Here is a 17589-nt window from a genome sequence, read left to right on the forward strand (position 1 = left end):
CCTCACGAGGGATGAGTGTCAGCTGGTTTATCCGAAATTTCAAAAAATTCACTGGTTCCACACCAATGCAATTTATTGTAGGAATCCGAATCACCAATGCTCAGATTTTACTTGAAACAACAACTTATTCCATCAATGAGATTTCTAAGATTGTCGGGTATGATAACCAGCTTTATTTCAGCCGACTCTTCCACAAGCTAAAAGGATATTCACCTAGAGAATACCAAAAGATAAGAAATAAGTTCTGAAAACCATAATATTATAAGAATCCAATTTATTTAAAAAGAGGATTAAAAATGTTACATTCCTAGTTTTCTTATCACAAGTTGCTTCTAATACATGATTCCCCTTAAATAAAAGATAATATAAAAAGGTCACTTTACCCATTTTGAGAGGTGTAAAGTGACCTTCTCTTAGTCAAATATAATGCCGTTCCTTTCTTCGCAAACCTTTACAGAAAGTACAAGCATCCATGTTTCGTTTTTGATAAAGAATCCGTTGCTTTGGTGAGCACTTATAATCGTGTGCACACACTGGCATCGAATTCGATGCAGAAGAATAGCGCCTCACTTTGGCAAAGCAGGGCGCTATTCTCTGTTACAGGAAAAATCAGGTTATTCTCCCATGATCTGAACCGTATATTTTCTTATCTTCAGTCCATCGAACTCCACAAAATAAATATCCTGGGCACTTCCGCCCGCTGCTTTTCCATCTATTACTGGAAGCACACAATGATTTCCGCAAAGCATTGACTTCAAATGTCCCGGGGCATTTCCGCTGCAGGTTCCATAGCTTGGGAGCATATGGGTATGCACGTAATCTCCGTCTGTTGGTATCAACCGTTCCAGCGTCAGTTCAATGTCCTTTTCCACACAGGGAAGGCTTTCATTTATCATAATCGCCGTAGTCGTGTGCATGGATATGACAAAAACAACTCCTGCCGTGATTCCGCTGGCAGCCACGTCCTTTTGCACCTGATCTGTGATTTTTACCATTTCAAATTCCTGTCTGCTGGCAATTTCATGCGTATAAGATTTAATAATCATAGCCTCTTCCTTTCATTCCCAGAAACACTTCCGCATTCTCTCCCAGGATTTTTTTCAGCACATCTGGACGAAGATTCAGTTTTTCCAGACCGTCCTTTGTTCTGACCTGGCGAAATCTGGGGAGGTTGGATCCATACATCACCTTATCCATCAGATTATTCTGCAGCCATCCCGGAGCCATATTTTTCAAGAAAATCTGTTCATAATAGTTTTTGGGGCTGTCCATAAATACCGTCGCCGTATCTGTATAAACATTGGGATACTTTAACAACAGCATGCACAGCTCATCCACCCAGGGCCATCCCAGATGCGACAGGCAGAACCGAAGCGTCGGATATTCCACGGCGATATCTTCAAACAAAATCGGACGTGTATATTTTGACGGGGAATCCGGTTCCCAGCTGAAGCCGCTGTGAAACAGCACCGACTTGTCATACTTTGTGCACAGATCTAATAACGGTTTTAACCGTCTGTCATCCGGATACATATTTAAATGGGATAAATTCAGCTTCAGACCCATCAAATTCAGCTTTTCAAACGCGTCCTTCAGTTTTTCTGCCGCACATTCCTCTCGCGGATCGACACTGGCAAAGCCGATAAAGCGTTCCGGAAACAATTCTACGATCCTCTTTACTTCTTCGTTTGACACAATCGGCTGTCCCATCGATGCAGAATAATCTTCCGCAAGAATTACCGCCCGATCCACTCCGGCATGATCCATCACAGCCATGACCTGCTCCATGGGCACAGGAGATGATTTGTACAGGCCAAACGCCTTCTTTCTGAAATTCACCCTGTCCGAATCTGTACAGATCGGACCAAATAACACCGGGTGTACATGTACATCAATAATCACGAAACGACAACTCCTTTCTCTCCAAAGCTTCCTTTACACATGATAAGGTTCAAATATACTGACAATCTCAGCAGCCTTTTTCGCGCCGGAAAGCATACATTCCGGTATGCTCCTGCCCCGAAGAATTCCGCTCATAAAGCCGGCGCCATAGGAATCTCCCGCGCCTACGGTATTCACCAGCTTCGGTGCCGGTATGCACGGCTGTCGATAAAACTCTGTTCCGTCAAAAGCCAGAGAGCCTCCTTCCCCAAATGTGGCAAGCAGCACCTCGGCTCCCATGGAACAGCCCATCCGCAAAAGCTCTCTTACCTCCTCGGTCTCCTCTTCAAATGAAAAAATACCATAATTGATATTTTTTAGAATGGTCGGAACATCCTCATGCCGATACCGCTTAGAAAAATCAAAATAGATCTTCGTTCCCTTGCTTCTCATGTCCTTCAGCAATCCTGTCACATTCCACGAAAGATCGGTATGAATGTAATCCTGTGTCCGGATAAAATCCATATCCTCTCCCGTTGGCTGATATGGAATCATGACTCCTTTTTCCGCCCTGTGATGCACCCGGTCTCTGCCATTTAACAGCATCTCTATCACTGCCGTCTGTCCCCCGGGAACAATGGTAACATGTCCGGTATCTACCTTCCTTTTCTGACACGCTTCCAGCATAGACTGTCCATAGGCATCATCTCCAATCGCCGTCACCACGGACGGCACAAGCTCGGGAACCAAATCCATCAGATTAAACATCAGATCGATTCCATTGCCTGTCGGGTAACTGATATTTAAGTTTTTGTATACATCAATACAGGTGAATCCTACCGCTGCAAACCGCATAACTGCTCCTCCCTCTGTTTATCTTCGTCACTGCATATACATTTTTAAATTCCGTACATTTTTCTTATCATATTCAAACGGATTAAAATAATATGCGGCATCTGCTCCAAGCATTCCGGCATACGCTGCAAAATTCAGCGCCTGCCCCCCCCCAGGAAACATGGTTTTTAAATGGATGTACTTATCACATACATTGTCCCCAATCCCTATTACCTTCATTTTCTTAGCTCCTTTAGTCGAATTCCTCTTCAATCGATTGATTATATATCATTATATAATGTTATATTATCATATTAGTGTTTCTGAATCATTTTGTCAATAGGATTTTATAAAAAAACAAGAAAAAAATGCAGCCACATTGAGCCTGCGCTCAACATGTCTGCATCATTCCTTTTTCAAATGAAGCGATTTGAAAATGTACTTTATTCTGTTTCGAAATAAAGTACATTCTGAAATAAAGTACATTTTGAAATTTTTGTACTTTATGCTATAATCCTTGTATCTAAGCCTTTTATTAACCACTAACTATAAAGTACAAAATTTTTTACTTTTAAATTTTTCGATGAAAAAGGCTAATTTCGTACTTTATAAAAAAAGCAAAAAAGGCATCGTACAAAAATTTTAAAAGTTGAACAGTTACAATTTCTCACAGTTTTCACAGAAAGGAAATGTTTATGATAAAAGGAACCTTATATGGCATAGGAGTAGGTCCGGGCGATCCGCGGCTCATGACGTATCTGGCAGTTGACACGATTCAGAAGTGCCCGGTGATTGCGGTACCGGCGGATGGAAAGGAAAATGCAGTTTCCTATAAAATTGCCAGCGGGATCGTGGAAAATCTGGATGAAAAGGAATGCTTAAACCTCACTACTCCGATGACAAAAGATAAAGCTGTTTTAAATGCAGCATACCAGGCTGCCTCGAATCAGATTATAGAGCAGCTGGAACAGGGGAAGGATGTTGCCTGCCTCACGCTCGGAGATCCAACGATTTACAGTACCTATATTTATATCCATCGGGTTGTAAAAGCACATGGTTATGCAACTGAAATCATCAATGGCATTCCGTCCTTCTGCGCGGTCAGCGCCAAGCTTCAGGACAGTCTTGTTGACCGCTCAGAACAGCTTCATATTATTCCGTCCACTTATGATATTGAGGCGGCGCTGGAACTTCCAGGTACCAAGGTTCTGATGAAAGCAGCTTCCAAGATGCCGCTTGTCAAGGCGACCCTGAAAGAAAAGCATATGACAGGTACCATGATCGAAAATTGTGGTATGCCAGAGGAGCATATTTATCATAAAATCGATGAAATTCCAGATCGGGCAAGTTATTATTCGATTATTGTCGTGAAGGAAGGGAACCATGATTGAATTAAAGCATCTTACAAAAAAATACGATCATTTTCTAGCGGTCGAGGATCTGAACCTGAAAATTGAGACAGGAGAGTTCTTTGGGCTTTTGGGACCGAATGGTGCCGGAAAAACGACCACCATCGGAATGCTCTCCACTCTCCTGCTTCCGACTTCGGGTGAAATCTGGATCAACGGAGAGCTGCTGACACGTCAGAAAAATCAGCTGAAACAAAAACTCAGTGTCGTTACGCAGGAATACTCGATGCGTCAGGATATGACGATGAACGAGATTATGGAATATCAGGGACGTCTTTATTATATGCCGATCAAAAAGATTCGGGAGCGGTCAGAGGAATTGCTGGAATTCTGCGGGTTGATCGATTATCGGAAGAGAACCGTCCGAAAGCTTTCCGGAGGCATGAAGCGGAAGCTGATGGTCTGCCGGGCACTTTTAACGGAACCGGAAATCCTTTTTCTGGATGAACCGACTGCAGGGATGGATGCATTTGCCCGCCGTCAGATGTGGAATCTTCTGAAAAAGCTGAATCAGCAAAAGCTTACCATTCTTCTGACAACGCATTATATGGAGGAAGCAGAAACGCTTTGTGACCGTGTCGGCTTTATGTGCGGTGGACGTCTGGAGGAAACAGATGCTCCGGGGCATATGATAGAGACGCTGGGGCGGTATGCGGTCGATGAGACTTTACCAGATGGGCTGAAATCACACTATTTTCATGGAAAGGAGGAGGCAATTCAGTATTTGTCCGCGTCAGAACAGGAAACAGCGCTTCGCAGTACGACATTGGAAGATGTATTTCTGGAGACAATCGGGCAGCAGCTGGAATGCCGGTAACAATGGGTATCCTTACTGTGTTATGGGAAAAATGGGTAGAATTCCGGCGGGATTTTTATAAAATCACGCTTGCTGCCATGATTGCCCCTCTTTTATATATTCTGGTGTTTGGTCTTGGAATCCAGACCATGTCGCACGGACAATCGTATCTGAACTTTCTGATTCCGGGTGTAGTTGCCTTAACGACCATGAACGGCAGTTTCAATGCTATCGCCCAGAACTTAAACGTCCAGAGATTATACGAAAAGGCATTTGACCAGGTCATCATCTCTCCTACCCCGCTGTGGCAGTTCATCGCGGGACAGATCATCGGCGGAAGCCTCCGGGGATTATATGCGGGAGCCGTGATTATTCTTCTGGTTTTGCCGATCGGAACGGGGCTCTGTTTTAACGGCTGGTCGTTTCTTCTGATGTTTTTGAACGGCTCTGTGTTTTCCACAATTGGAGTTGTGGTATCCTTTTATGCCAAAAACCATGCCGATGTACCGCGTTTTTCGAATTATGTGATTATGCCGATGGCATATCTGTGTAATACATTCTTTTCGGCCCAGAGTATGCCAGATGGTCTGCGCCAGGTGATTGAATATCTGCCCTTATCGCAGACCAGTGCGGCGCTTCGCAGCATCGCCAATCATGAGGCATTTTCTTATACGACGATTGGAATCCTGCTTCTGTATCTGGCGTGTTTTTCGGTTGCTGCGTCCTGGTTTCTGTATAAGAAAAAGAATTTATAAACACGGGGTAAGGAGTTTCTATCTATGAAAAAAATAGGTTTCATTCTTCTGGGAATTATTTGTATCTTATTTAACAGCCGGTGGGCATTGACGTCGCAGGCGGCTGCTGGAACGCCGCCTTCCCTGGAGGATGGTGAATATGCCATCGAGGTAACGATGACCGGAGGCAGCGGAAAAGCTTCGATCCAGAGTCCTGCTCTTCTGACGGTGACAGATGGAACGGCATACATATCCGTCACATGGAGCAGTTCCAATTATGATTACATGGTGGTAGATAATAGAAAATACGAGAATGAAAGTGCCAAGGACGCAAACTCTCATTTTACGATCCCTGTTTTGGATCTAACAAAAGAACTTATAGTCAGGGCGGATACACTGGCGATGGGAACGCCTCATGAAATCGAATATACTCTTCAATTCAATACCGCGTCGATTGCGTCTAAGAGTACACTTCCGCAGGAAGGAGCGAAACGTGTGATGATGATGGCAGCCGTTATTATTATCGGTGGCGGGATTCTAAATCATATCATAAATGAACGCCGGAAGCGGGATTATACGGGGAAACGCCGGACTTAAATTAAAAGGGTTTCGTAACTGGTCAGTACCTTCACAGTCACGCGCAAAAATCCATTAAAAATTGCCTACGGCAATGGGATTTTTTCCTGCTGACCTATGTTTTTGTACGGTCAGCGCAGTAAATGTGCAGACCTACTGAACAGTTACAGGGATTCTTCTTTAGAAAATTAGATTCGGAAGAATCCCCTTTCAATGCTTTTATTTTATTATTCAGCCGGCTTTTGTAGATAAAACAGGCGAGAATCAAAGTCGCAGCTCTCTCTTCTACCATCCATATACTGTCCGGAAGAGGCGTCACTGGTAATCAGTCCTAAATTCATCAGTTCGTCGCCATAGTGGGTGCTTACGGCACTTTCGTGTCCTTCTGTATATTCCGTGACATTGTAAAGAACGGATTCTTCCAGTCCCTGTAAATACAGCCGCGTAAACGGACCATTGGCGACATTCAGTGTCCGATACCAGCCGACCAGGGCTTCTGTGCGGTCTTCACTGACTACCATCCAGGCAGTGATATTGTTTTCAAACGGACTGGAAAGTCTGTAAAAAGTACCATACTGAATCAGGGACCGGTGCTGTTTCATAAAGGCTGTCTGAATTTTTAATTCAGATAGCTCATCTTCTCCGAGCTGTGTCAGATCCAGTTCATAGCCGAAAGTTCCGAAGAACGCGGTATTGGCACGTGTCCAAAGCGGCGTCTGACGATGAAGCTGATGGTTTGGAGAAGCAGATACATGAGAGCCCATCGAGCTAATCGGATAACCATAGGAAGTACCGTATTGAATCCGCAGACGTTCAATCGCATCTGTATCATCGCTGATCCAGCCTTGCGGTGCGTAATACAGCATACCTGCATCAAAACGCGCTCCACCGCTGGCACATGATTCGAACAGAATGTCCGGGAAACGTGTTGTCAGCCGTTCATACATCTGATAAACACCCAGAATGTAGCGGTGAAATACTTCTCCCTGCTGTCTGGCGGAAACGCCTCTGCTCCATACATCACTGAGGCTCCGGTTCATATCCCACTTGATATAGGAAATGGAGGCGCTTTCCAGAATCGATGCAATCTTTTCATAGATGTAATCAAGGATCTCCTGCCGGGAAAAATCCAATACATACTGGTAACGTCCGTGACAAGGCGTTCGCCCTGGAACCTGGAGGATCCAATCAGGATGCGTGCGGAATAAATCGGAATCGGCATTTACCATCTCCGGTTCGATCCAGAGACCAAACTTCATGCCGAGCGCTTCTATCTTCTGTGCCAGTCCGGAAAGACCGTTTGGCAGACGGTCACGGTTTGCCTCCCAGTCGCCCAGTCCGGCTTTTGAGCTGCTTCTGGCACCAAACCAGCCGTCATCTAAAACAAACAGCTCTATGCCGCATTTCTGCGCTCTGGAAGCCAGCTGTAGAAGTTTTTCTTCGGTAAAATTGAAGTAAGTTGCCTCCCAGTTATTGATCAGGATTGGGCGCTCGCGATCACGCCAGTACCCCCTTGCCAGTCGGCGCCGGTACAGCCGGTGTAAAGTCTGGCTCATGTCGTTAAGTCCCTGAGAGGAGTAAACAAGCACTGCCTCCGGAGTCTGGAAGGTTTCACCAGGGTTCAGCTCCCAGCTAAAGCCAAACGGATTAATTCCTATCATAAGACGGGTGGTTCCATGTGACTCCACTTCTGCCTGAGCCAGAAAATTACCGCTGTAAATCAAGCTGCAGCCAATGGCTTCTCCCTGAAATTCGTCAGCCGAAGGGCGTTTTAAAATAATGAACGGATTCTGCTCATGGGAAGAATGTCCCCGGGTGCTGTCAATCGCCTGAATGCCATACTCAAGCCTGCGTGTGTGGAGTGCGCGCTCTCTCGCCCATGCCCCAGAAAACTGCATCCACTCATAATCGTGGTCAGGAAGATCCAGGCAAAGACTCATCGCGGTCTGAACCTGTACAGAAATGTCTCCCTGATTGGAAATAGAAGCACTTCGGGCAATGACACCGCCCTCGACAAATATTGTATATAAAAGATGCAGCTCCAGATTAGTATGGGTATCTTTTAACGTAATAATAAGAGTTTCAGCTTCCCCGTCCTGTTCAGTATAAGTAGCGGGAAGTCCCGGCAGTTTTGGCTTTCCGGATGTAACCTGATATCCAGTAAATTGAAAATCTGAATAGGTACTTCCATCATTCTGGAGAATCTCTACTGCCGGATGCCGGTAATCACCGCTTCCGTAAGTACCGTACTCCAGCTTAATATGTCCAAGTGAAAAGGTGCGATCGTTTTCATAGAGATAAGATGCCATGTCTCTGGGAGCTAATTCAAGAAGGTATGAGAAATCTTCCTTGTCACGAATCTTTTTCCCATAATACAGCTGTCCCATATGTCCGTTTGGAAGAACCATCATGATATAGCTGATGGTCTGGTTATATAAATGAAATATCTTCGATGATTCGTGATATACAATACTCATATCCTTATTTCCTCCTGTTCATCTGTCGCTTGTCATTTAATCAGATATAGACTGCTTGCTAAACTTTATTCTACCAGAAAATAGATTAAATGAACAGACTACGGACAGGAATATGGAAAATTCTATAAATTTGATTTTGTCTCTGTTATCGGTTGTGTGTACGTGTATGTGAACGGTAACGATTTATTTATAATAACGAATGGTCAGGTAATGCCCTGCGTCAATATGGTCATCCGAAAGACTGTTCATCTGGCGCAGCTCCCGTACATACTCCTCAACTGACTCCTCCGAATCTGCACAATATGTCTGAGCAATGCTCCAGAGCGTATCTCCATCTTTCAGATGAATACTGGTATAGTACTTTTCCGGTCTAGTATTTGCTTCTTCCTCAGCCATCACATACATCAGACTCCGTCCAAAAAAGCCCGAAAGCAGCATGATGAAAACAACAGCTAAAACCATAACACCTTTTTTCAACGTATACATTTGCAATCTTCTCCTCTCGTGTTTTGTTGGAATCGTCTTTTTGTATTCAAATCTGTTCTTAAAGAATGAGAAGAGATTTGAATATTATAAAAATGTCAGGAACATTTGTTCTGTATGGTTACATTATACGACACGAACAAATGTTTGTCAATGGTTTTGAAAGAAAAAACAAACATTTGTTCGCAGTTTGCTACTGTTCCCGCATACGTGCCCAGTAACGAAATTTGCCGTGGCTTCGCATTTAAATACGGCAAATTTCTATTGCCACCACCTTTTCTTACGGTACTTTCGGTTTCAAAAGTGCCGTAAGAAAACGCGGCTTTGCTCGTAAGCAGCAGACACCTGCTTCCTATAAAAATCTAAATACTTTAGGTATATAGATTTTTATAGGGAATCATACATATTGCACAAAACTGCGCTGCTATTTCTGGCAAATATGTCCATAAAAGTCGATAAAACTATTCGCGAAAGCATCCTTTCACGAATAGTTGATGGTTTCATTCCTATTTTTACTATCAAAATCATAATCTATGTATAACAATAATTATGTATAACATATATATAACATATCACAGAATCAGATTGACGCCCTTGTGGTTTCATGATAATCTATATACATAAAATAAAGTATGACGCAATTTGAAATTTCAGTTTAAATCGAACGTTATAAGACTTGGCGCATGATCTTTGCAAAGCACTTCTTTGAAATCAGTTTGATAAGCAGAGTATTATCTCGCGTAACTGTCTACATGAGTATGAACAGTTACCACCTCGCAGCAAGAATGTCAGGGTATTAAACAAACAGGTAACTGTTCAGTACCTTCACAGTCACACGCAAAAATCCATTAAAAATTACCTACGGCAATGGGATTTTTGCCTGCTGACCCATGTTTTCGTACGGTCAGCGCAGTAAATGCGCAGACCTACTGAATAGTTGCATAAACAGTTACAAAAAAATAGATTGGAGAATATAGAATATGGGAGAAATTAAACAGGCAAACTTTCGAATCGATTCCGATACAGCGGATGCTTTCCGTGCATTTTGCGAACAAAAAGGAATGAACCAGGCCCAGGGCTTTGATCATGTGATGCAGGTGTTTGAGTTAAATCAAGCCAAATCCTCAATTCCGGGGAGAAGTGTCGAGATTGAGGAGTTTGAAACCATGGTTAAGTCCATCACCTCCGCATATCTGTATAGCTTGGAATTGAACCAGAATGCAGAAGCCAGAGCACGGGAGGAGTTCTCTTCTGAACTCCAGAGAAAAGAACTGCGCCTCACAGAGTTACAGAAAAAAGTAGAACAACTTCAAGCAGAAAAGAAAAAAATGGATGCGGAGTTCGCTTTGCTGACCAAGCAGGAACAGACACTCACCGAACAGCTAGAATCGCTCAGAAAAGGTGCTGCTGATCAGGAACAGATCAACCAGATGCTGAAGGAGAAACTAGAAGAGGCACAAAATCAGCTGAAGAAAAATGAACATTCAAAAGAATCAGAAGAAATGCTTAAGAATGAGCTTTTGCAATGCAAACAGGAACTTCATGATACTGTACTTGCTCTCTCTCACTCTCAGAAGGAACAGGAGGTAAAGTCAGAGTCCTATCAGCATGCATCCGATCGGATTCTGGCACTTGAAACTGAAAATAAAGAACTACAGCAGAAACTCACAGAACTTACCCAGGAATTATCAAAACAAAAAGCGGATGCTGATGTGGGTCTTCAGCAATGCAAAGCCCAGGCGGAGCTTACGATGGAGCGCGCACTATTCAAAAAAGAACGGGAAATGCAGGAACTCCTTCGTCAGGCAGACAAAGAAAATGCCCGTCTGGAAGTGCTGCTTGAGCAGGCAAGAGAACAGCTTAAAAAAGAAAACATTGATAAAAACGAACAATAGTTTGCATTTTGCCCGAACATATGTTACTATATATAATATAATAAGGGCTTACTATAGGCCAGACCTTTCAGTGATTCAGCTGCTGGTCCCATCAGGTGGGCGTTCGACTTGTATCCTGCCAGAATCACTGTATATCCGATATTAAAAACATTTTATATACTTCATCGACAGGAGGAATCTATATGGCACAGGGACGTATTACAGATAAACAGAAAGAGATCTTGGAATTTATTAAAGCATGCATTTTAAAGAAAGGTTATCCGCCGACGGTACGTGAAATTTGTGAAAAGGTACAGCTTAAGTCTACCTCTTCTGTCCACTCTCATCTGGAACAGCTTGAGAAGAACGGATATATTCACCGGGATCCGACGAAACCGAGAGCCATCGAGATCGTTGATGACACCTTTAACCTGTCCCGCCGTGAACTGGTAAATGTACCCCTTATCGGTACTGTAGCAGCCGGTGCGCCGATTCTGGCTGATGAGAATGTGGAGAACTATTTCCCGATTCCGGCAGAACTGCTTCCGAACAGCGAAACTTTTATGCTGAAGGTCCGCGGCAATAGTATGATCGATGTGGGCATCTATGACGGAGATCGTGTTATCGTGGAACAGACCAGTGTCGCAGAGAATGGCGAGATCGTGGTTGCACTCATCGATGATTCAGCTACCGTTAAGCGTTTCTTCAAGGAGAACGGTCACTATCGTCTCCAGCCGGAGAATGCAACCATGGATCCGATTATTGTGGATAAAGTACAGATTCTTGGGAAAGTAATCGGCCTGTTGCGCCTTATGCGGTAACACATTGGTTCGCTGTCGCTTACCTTTCATGTATTATCTGAAAATGGCAGAAGCATTATGTGACAAAATTTAACTCAAAAGCTCTATTCGTTGACGTCCGGAGATACGGTACGCTCAATTTTATAGAATAGAGCTTTTTTGTTCGTATGATTCATTTTTGCAATATGCTTCTTTCGGTGATTAAACTGGTGCATACCGCTCAAAAAGCCAGTCTTCCAGTGCATTTAAGTTATCATCGGAATGTTCTACTTCCCGGGCATATCTCCAGGAGATTTCTTCCACATCCTTCACGGAAAGTTTCTTTCCATTTTCCAGCCATCTGACCATCAGGAATTCCTGTATCCAGCGAACAGAGAACAATGCCAGTTCCATCTTGGAACAGACCATATCGTCGTAGACAGCCCCGCAAAAATAGGTATAGACAAAAAACATTAAAAGCTGCTCGCCCAGATTTTCCCATTCTTCTTTGTGACTTCCTAAGCTTCCATATGCCTTATGAAATTCTTCGCAAATTTTATGATAGGTTTCCTCACTTCCCTGATACAGCCACTTTTCAGCACCATCCAGCACATCATCCCATTCCGGACGCAGGCGTTCCAGACCGCGTAGTACCTGCAATTCTTCTATCTGGCGTGCCCACCGATGGAGAGATGCTGCATCAATGCCTTTTTCAGCAAGACTTTCTGATACAAATTCCTGGAGTTTTTTTCTCTGATGATGAGCTTCACAGTTTCGCAGAAGTTCATCAATTTCATATTCCTTCTGCTCTTCCACCCGGATCTGATATTGTTCTGTCAGCTGTTCGGATGCCGACATTCGGAGTGTCAGAGGAAGGGATCGATCCTGTAAAATCGAAAACAGAACATCTCTTGTATCTTCCAACTGGGAAAACATCATAAAATCGAATTCTTCAAAATCGTCCTCCAAATCGTCCTCTTCTTCCAGAAAACGGACCGGTTCTTTACAGGAAAGAATGATTCTAGCCGCCTCCGGACAGGACAGGGAAAGAGATAATTCCCGAAGTCCCTCGTATTCTTCCGTATGTCTCGGGTACATCCGGCAGGTATCACAAAGAGAATCTGGTCCCAGTGCTTTATAAAGATCGCAGAGATTTTCTTCATTTAAAAATGCACAGCGCCGATTGTTCTGGTAAAAACATTCTTCATCCCAGTCAATAGAATTGCGTAATCGCGTTCCGAACTCGCTCTTTTCATTTCCATATCGCTCCAGAAAGGCTTCATCAATCACGATCTGCCATCCGGCACAGCAGCTATCCGGACAATCTCCTGCTGTACAGACAAATTTATCATAATAATGTGGTTTTAAATATCGCATTTATTTTCCTTCTTTCTTTTTATATAGATCCAGGCACATAAGGCCGTAAAAATAACAGCCGCAGCAATCCATACCGACCATACCGGAATCGGACAGACTCTTGCGTTCATCATGTTCAGTCCCTGATGAAGTGTGAAAGCACCAAATATGGAAAAAATAACAAATGCCAGTGTATTCAGCAGCCCATCGGGAGTTTTGCTCTTTAAAAGATATCCAACCAGCATTCCGAGAATATCCGCTGCAAAAAGTCCCAGAGAGCATCCAATCCATACAACAAAGGCTGATTTCATGCCTTCATTGGCTCCGAACGTGATGGCTGTAAGCTGAGTCTTATCTCCCAGTTCTGCCACAAAAAATGTACAAAAAACAGCTAAGGGTGCGAACTGAATCTTTGATTTACCGCCCTCCTCCTCTTCTTCTTCATCATCACCGGCAAGAGTCGATGCGGCGAAATACAGAAATGCAAGTGCTGCAATCATCTTAATAAGCCAGTCAGGAATAAATTCACTGACAAGTCCGCCCGCCAGAACCGCAAGACCATTCAGAACAAGAATCGCCGCCGCAGTTCCTAGTATAATATCTCTCAACTTATATTTTGAAGTGAGAGCAATCAGCATAAGCTGGGTTTTATCGCCCATCTCTGCGATAAATTCTGTAAAAAACACTTTAAAAAACAGCATCATTTTTCATTTCCTCCTAGATGTAATGCATGTTCCCTCACCGCTTACTGTCGATTATGATGTCCTCCCTTTTTTGCATCAATGCACAAAAGAAAAACTCATGTATATCAACTGACAGCTATGCATGATACAAAAACTGTCGTCCATCGATATACATGAGTCTCATTATTTAAGATTTGCCAGATTATACAGTTGCTATAATCAGAATGTTGACAAACCACACTTTCGCGCTAACTACTCCCTCATGGAATATTGAATTTACTTGATAAATAGTATCAAATAAAGAATGTGTTGTCAACGGAATTTAACGCTTTTACCTACGATTGTCTCATTCGGGTTATGATCTCATTTGCCTTTTTGTAAACTTCCTTTGGCTCCACCCCAATGAAGAATTTCTGGTCTTCATAGAGGATCTTGCCGTTGATCATGGTCATCTTCACATTCTGTTTGCTTCCGCTGTATACCAGGTTTTTCATCGGGTTGTTGATAGGTTGCATATTCGGCTGGTTCAGATCGATCATAATCAGATCCGCCTTTTTGCCTTCTGCAAGGCAGTCGCAGTCTGTCAGTCCCATTGCTTTTGCACCGCCGGTTATTGCCATTTTCAGAACTTCTTCTGCTGGTACTGCAGATGCATCCCGATCATGAAGTTTTCCCAGTCCCGTCACTAAAAACATTTCCCGGAACATATCCAGGCAGTTGTTGCTGGCTGGTCCATCTGTGCCGATGGCCATATTGACTCCGTGTTTCAAAAATGCCGTAGTGTTGGCGATGCCGCTTGCAAGTTTTGTGTTGGATCCAGGATTGGTTACCGCTGTCAGTCCTTTCCTGCGGAAGAGTTCTATTTCCTCATCGGTAAACCAAATGCAATGATATCCACCGCCCCCATGTTCAAATAAGCCCAAGGAATCCAGATAAGCTGCAGGTGTAGTTCCATGGCGCTGTACACACTCTGCCACTTCCCGTTCTGTTTCTGACATATGAGCAAATACAGGAGCCTTGTAGCGCTGTGACAGCTCGGCAATCTTTTTTAAGAGTTCTTCGGAACAAGTGTATTCTGCATGAAATCCCAGACAATACCTGATCAGCTCATCATATTGGTTGTAGGTATTAAAATCTGCCTCCACTTCCTCCAATGAAGAGGAAAAATCATTGATTCCGCTGACGAGTACACTCCGGAATCCACATTCTACCGATGCTTTAGCCATCATTTCTGTATTCAGATACATATCAAAGCAGGAGGTAATACCGCTGGTCAGGTATTCCATGATTCCCAGTTTGGAGAGCCAGTAGATATCATCCGGCTGTAATTTTGCTTCCATCGGGAAAATCTGCTTTGTCAGCCAGTCCTGCAGCGGCATATCATCCGCATAGGATCGAAGAAACGTCATGGCTGTGTGCGTATGTGCATTTTTAAAGCCCGGCATGATGAGATTTTTTTCTGCATCGATCTCACGGTCCCACACATTGCCGCATTCCTTATGAGGACCTACATATGTAATAGTGTTCCCTTCGACCCATACCTCTCCGTGGATGATATCCATATTTCCATTCATCGGAAGAATCTGGGCATTATAAAAACGAATATTCATGTTCTACCTCTTTCCTTTGTCGTAAATCTCTCCAAGTGCACGAGGAGCACGATTGTATTTTGAGAAGAAAATCAAAAGCAGCATTGTAACGATATAAGGCAGCGTCATGGCAAGATCCGAGTAACTGCTGGGCATCTGCATCTTCTGGACAAGATAATAGCCTCCGGATCGGGCAAAACCAAACAGCAGGCAGGATCCAAGTGTAGGAAGGATCTTCCAGTTTCCGAATATCATGGCTGCAATCGCCAGATATCCGTATCCCACATAGATGTTGGAAGAAAAGTTCGCTGAAATGGAATAAGCAAAGCTGATTCCAGCCAGACCGGACAGAGCACCGGATACAAGGACTGCAATCAGACGGATCCGGGTAACATTCTCTCCTGCTGCGTCTACTGCGTGAGGATTATCTCCACAGGCACGAAGATTCATGCCATAACGCGTTTTATACAGCACATACCAGGCAACAACTGCGATCAGAAGGATCAGGATCTCAAATGGATAGACATCTTTAAATGCGGCTCCAATTACTGGGATGCCGGAGAGCAGCGGAATTGTAAACCGTGCAGACACACCCAGAACAAATTTTTCCGAAGCTGCACCGAACACAAGGCGGTTTAAAAGTTTTGTAAAAAATGCAGTCAGTGACATAGCCAGGATATTGATCACGACTCCGCCAATGATCTGATTTGCCTTCAGACGGATACATAACAGTCCATATAAGAGCGAATACAGCATTCCACCTGCCATGGCACATACAATTGCGAGATAATAAGGAACCTGGGAATTGCTTCCAAAATAGCCTGCAGCCAGAACGGCCACAAAGGCGCCTATAAATGCCCCCATTCCCTGCAATCCCTCCAAAGCCAGATTCGTCACGCCGCTCTTTTCGCTGTAGATCCCTCCGATTGCCATTACGAACAGCGGGATCGCAAAGGATAAACCATCAATCAGGATTCGTTCCATCAGCTGATCCCCCTTTCTGTCTCTTCATTTAACTCTTGTTTCATTCGATTCACTTTGTAACGGATATATACACCGCAGGCGGAAAACAGCAGGATCAATCCGGTGATAACGGATGCGATCTCTGATTCCAGACCGGATGCTGAATTCATGTAGGTACTGCCCTTGCTGATCACTGTGATCAGAAGAGATGAAAATATGATGCCGATGGGATGGTTTCCTGCAAGAAGTGCCACTGCGATGGCATCAAAACCGGTGCTTGGAAGGACGCGGGGCTGAATCGAACCAAAATACCCCAGGTAGTACGTCACTCCTGCCAGGCCTCCTAATGCACCGGAGAACATCATCGCCATGATCATGCTTTTGCCAACATTGACACCTGCATACATGGCCGCTTTTCTTCCAAGTCCCACGCATTTGAGTTCATAGCCAAATACGGTGCGATCTAACACGAACTTCACCAGGACTGCAGTCAGAACTGCAAGAAGGATTCCTAAGGGAATATCCATTTTCAAGTTTCCGACGGGTGTGTCCATCAGAGTCAGGCGGGATGCTTTCGAGACGGCCTGGGACTGCCTGGAAACCGGATTGATATAGTACGTGTTGATGAAAAAGCTGATCACATACTGGGCCGTATAGTTTATCATGATCGAAGATACGACTTCATTGATATTAAATTTGTATTTTAACCAGCCAATAAGTGCACCGATGAGTGCACCAACGACTGCTCCGACAATCAGTACGCATGGCTTAGCCACCGCTGCCGGAAGGGAACTATATCCGATCACCAGAGTTGTGATAAAACCAGAGGTAAGCATCTGACCGGAGACACCGATATTAAAGAGTCCAGCACACATACCGACTGCTACTGCCAGAGACGCAAAAAGCATCGGAGTCCAGGCATTCATATAACTGGTGAAGTCGGTCAGCATATTCTTATATCCGGCATAACTCGGTTTCGGGAGGAATCCAGCCCCCTGAAGAAGGTTACCATAGGCCGACAGAGGATTCTTGCCAAGCGAAAGAATGATCACAGCTCCAGCCAGAAGGCTTAAGAAAATGGCCGACATGGGAATGGTGATACCCTGGTATTTTTCATTTCCCAGGAGTCTGACAAGCATCTTTTTCAATCTGTGT

General features: G+C 44.1%; 18 protein-coding genes. 7 read left to right on the plus strand and 11 right to left on the minus strand.

Annotated features, from left to right (window positions below; genetic code table 11):
* The first annotated feature begins 11 nt into the window (after positions 1–11).
* Complete coding sequence (locus DWV73_RS02030) at positions 12–248, plus strand: AraC family transcriptional regulator (protein ID WP_181986194.1); 237 nt, start codon at positions 12–14, stop codon at positions 246–248.
* Positions 249–614: 366 nt separating this feature from the next.
* On the opposite strand, the gene DWV73_RS02035 is transcribed toward DWV73_RS02030, so the two are convergent.
* From DWV73_RS02035 to DWV73_RS02050, 4 genes are read right to left on the minus strand one after another with little or no spacing between them, the layout of a single operon-like run.
* Positions 615–1046 (minus strand): secondary thiamine-phosphate synthase enzyme YjbQ, encoded by a 432-nt coding sequence (locus DWV73_RS02035; RefSeq protein WP_117795393.1) that lies wholly within the window; start codon positions 1044–1046, stop codon positions 615–617.
* Positions 1036–1902, minus strand: coding sequence for an amidohydrolase family protein (locus DWV73_RS02040; protein WP_106999877.1), 867 nt, complete (start codon positions 1900–1902; stop codon positions 1036–1038). The genes DWV73_RS02035 and DWV73_RS02040 overlap by 11 nt, the downstream gene beginning before the upstream one ends.
* Before the next feature lie 33 nt (positions 1903–1935).
* On the minus strand, positions 1936–2736 hold the full coding sequence (locus tag DWV73_RS02045; protein ID WP_106999878.1) for a PfkB family carbohydrate kinase: 801 nt from the start codon (positions 2734–2736) through the stop codon (positions 1936–1938).
* Positions 2737–2763: 27 nt separating this feature from the next.
* Positions 2764–2955: a hypothetical protein gene (locus tag DWV73_RS02050; RefSeq protein ID WP_333549850.1), complete on the minus strand. Its 192-nt coding sequence runs from the start codon at positions 2953–2955 to the stop codon at positions 2764–2766.
* 455 nt (positions 2956–3410) lie between these two features.
* On the opposite strand from DWV73_RS02050, the gene cobI reads away from it, so the two are divergent.
* Genes cobI through DWV73_RS02070 form a run of 4 tightly spaced genes read left to right on the plus strand, consistent with a single transcriptional unit; the run spans position 3411 to position 6251 of the window.
* A complete protein-coding gene (gene cobI / locus DWV73_RS02055; protein WP_329750926.1) occupies positions 3411–4106 on the plus strand; it encodes a precorrin-2 C(20)-methyltransferase in 696 nt (231 codons plus the stop codon).
* Positions 4099–4941: an ABC transporter ATP-binding protein gene (locus DWV73_RS02060; RefSeq protein WP_117795395.1), complete on the plus strand. Its 843-nt coding sequence runs from the start codon at positions 4099–4101 to the stop codon at positions 4939–4941. The genes cobI and DWV73_RS02060 overlap by 8 nt, the downstream gene beginning before the upstream one ends.
* 2 nt (positions 4942–4943) lie before the next feature.
* On the plus strand, positions 4944–5675 hold the full coding sequence (locus DWV73_RS02065; protein ID WP_117795397.1) for an ABC transporter permease: 732 nt from the start codon (positions 4944–4946) through the stop codon (positions 5673–5675).
* A 24-nt stretch (positions 5676–5699) separates the two neighbouring features.
* Positions 5700–6251: a hypothetical protein gene (locus DWV73_RS02070; RefSeq protein WP_117795399.1), complete on the plus strand. Its 552-nt coding sequence runs from the start codon at positions 5700–5702 to the stop codon at positions 6249–6251.
* Between the two features lie 206 nt (positions 6252–6457).
* Here the strand turns inward: DWV73_RS02070 and DWV73_RS02075 are convergent, their stop codons facing one another.
* Entirely contained in the window at positions 6458–8707 is a 2250-nt protein-coding gene (locus DWV73_RS02075) for an alpha-galactosidase (protein WP_117795401.1), read from the minus strand.
* Between the two features lie 183 nt (positions 8708–8890).
* Positions 8891–9193 (minus strand): LysM peptidoglycan-binding domain-containing protein, encoded by a 303-nt coding sequence (locus DWV73_RS02080; protein ID WP_242995699.1) that lies wholly within the window; start codon positions 9191–9193, stop codon positions 8891–8893.
* A gap of 977 nt (positions 9194–10170) precedes the next feature.
* On the opposite strand from DWV73_RS02080, the gene DWV73_RS02085 reads away from it, so the two are divergent.
* On the plus strand, positions 10171–11085 hold the full coding sequence (locus tag DWV73_RS02085; protein ID WP_117795403.1) for a hypothetical protein: 915 nt from the start codon (positions 10171–10173) through the stop codon (positions 11083–11085).
* A gap of 182 nt (positions 11086–11267) precedes the next feature.
* Entirely contained in the window at positions 11268–11885 is a 618-nt protein-coding gene (gene lexA, locus DWV73_RS02090; RefSeq protein ID WP_022359416.1) for a transcriptional repressor LexA, read from the plus strand.
* A gap of 180 nt (positions 11886–12065) precedes the next feature.
* On the opposite strand, the gene fliB is transcribed toward lexA, so the two are convergent.
* The 5 genes from fliB to DWV73_RS02115 all read right to left on the minus strand — a co-directional run bounded on the left by fliB (position 12066) and on the right by DWV73_RS02115 (position 17573).
* The gene (gene fliB / locus DWV73_RS02095; protein WP_117795405.1) at positions 12066–13220 is read right to left on the minus strand and encodes a flagellin lysine-N-methylase; all 1155 of its coding nucleotides are present in this window, start codon (positions 13218–13220) and stop codon (positions 12066–12068) included.
* Positions 13208–13903, minus strand: coding sequence for a TMEM165/GDT1 family protein (locus tag DWV73_RS02100; protein WP_117795407.1), 696 nt, complete (start codon positions 13901–13903; stop codon positions 13208–13210). The genes fliB and DWV73_RS02100 overlap by 13 nt, the downstream gene beginning before the upstream one ends.
* A gap of 314 nt (positions 13904–14217) precedes the next feature.
* Positions 14218–15492 (minus strand): amidohydrolase, encoded by a 1275-nt coding sequence (locus tag DWV73_RS02105; protein ID WP_117795410.1) that lies wholly within the window; start codon positions 15490–15492, stop codon positions 14218–14220.
* Positions 15493–15495: 3 nt separating this feature from the next.
* On the minus strand, positions 15496–16455 hold the full coding sequence (locus tag DWV73_RS02110) for an ABC transporter permease (RefSeq protein ID WP_106999892.1): 960 nt from the start codon (positions 16453–16455) through the stop codon (positions 15496–15498).
* On the minus strand, positions 16455–17573 hold the full coding sequence (locus DWV73_RS02115) for an ABC transporter permease (RefSeq protein ID WP_338126555.1): 1119 nt from the start codon (positions 17571–17573) through the stop codon (positions 16455–16457). The genes DWV73_RS02110 and DWV73_RS02115 overlap by 1 nt, the downstream gene beginning before the upstream one ends.
* Positions 17574–17589 lie beyond the last annotated feature (16 nt).

Origin of the sequence: Clostridium sp. AF12-41, assembly GCF_003461685.1 — a bacterium.
GTDB lineage: Bacteria > Bacillota > Clostridia > Lachnospirales > Lachnospiraceae > Otoolea > Otoolea fessa.

Excerpts from the sequence above, each read along its gene's own strand:
- DWV73_RS02035 (WP_117795393.1), bottom strand. The coding sequence starts at position 1,046 with ATGATTATTAAATCTTATACGCATGAAATTGCCAGCAGACAGGAATTT.
- DWV73_RS02030 (WP_181986194.1), top strand. The coding sequence starts at position 12 with ATGAGTGTCAGCTGGTTTATCCGAAATTTCAAAAAATTCACTGGTTCC.
- DWV73_RS02075 (WP_117795401.1), bottom strand. The coding sequence starts at position 8,707 with ATGAGTATTGTATATCACGAATCATCGAAGATATTTCATTTATATAAC.
- lexA (WP_022359416.1), top strand. The coding sequence starts at position 11,268 with ATGGCACAGGGACGTATTACAGATAAACAGAAAGAGATCTTGGAATTT.
- DWV73_RS02045 (WP_106999878.1), bottom strand. The coding sequence starts at position 2,736 with ATGCGGTTTGCAGCGGTAGGATTCACCTGTATTGATGTATACAAAAAC.
- DWV73_RS02080 (WP_242995699.1), bottom strand. The coding sequence starts at position 9,193 with ATGTATACGTTGAAAAAAGGTGTTATGGTTTTAGCTGTTGTTTTCATC.
- cobI (WP_329750926.1), top strand. The coding sequence starts at position 3,411 with ATGATAAAAGGAACCTTATATGGCATAGGAGTAGGTCCGGGCGATCCG.
- DWV73_RS02115 (WP_338126555.1), bottom strand. The coding sequence starts at position 17,573 with ATGCTTGTCAGACTCCTGGGAAATGAAAAATACCAGGGTATCACCATT.
- DWV73_RS02100 (WP_117795407.1), bottom strand. The coding sequence starts at position 13,903 with ATGATGCTGTTTTTTAAAGTGTTTTTTACAGAATTTATCGCAGAGATG.
- DWV73_RS02050 (WP_333549850.1), bottom strand. The coding sequence starts at position 2,955 with ATGAAGGTAATAGGGATTGGGGACAATGTATGTGATAAGTACATCCAT.
- DWV73_RS02070 (WP_117795399.1), top strand. The coding sequence starts at position 5,700 with ATGAAAAAAATAGGTTTCATTCTTCTGGGAATTATTTGTATCTTATTT.
- DWV73_RS02065 (WP_117795397.1), top strand. The coding sequence starts at position 4,944 with ATGGGTATCCTTACTGTGTTATGGGAAAAATGGGTAGAATTCCGGCGG.
- fliB (WP_117795405.1), bottom strand. The coding sequence starts at position 13,220 with ATGCGATATTTAAAACCACATTATTATGATAAATTTGTCTGTACAGCA.
- DWV73_RS02085 (WP_117795403.1), top strand. The coding sequence starts at position 10,171 with ATGGGAGAAATTAAACAGGCAAACTTTCGAATCGATTCCGATACAGCG.
- DWV73_RS02105 (WP_117795410.1), bottom strand. The coding sequence starts at position 15,492 with ATGAATATTCGTTTTTATAATGCCCAGATTCTTCCGATGAATGGAAAT.
- DWV73_RS02110 (WP_106999892.1), bottom strand. The coding sequence starts at position 16,455 with ATGGAACGAATCCTGATTGATGGTTTATCCTTTGCGATCCCGCTGTTC.
- DWV73_RS02060 (WP_117795395.1), top strand. The coding sequence starts at position 4,099 with ATGATTGAATTAAAGCATCTTACAAAAAAATACGATCATTTTCTAGCG.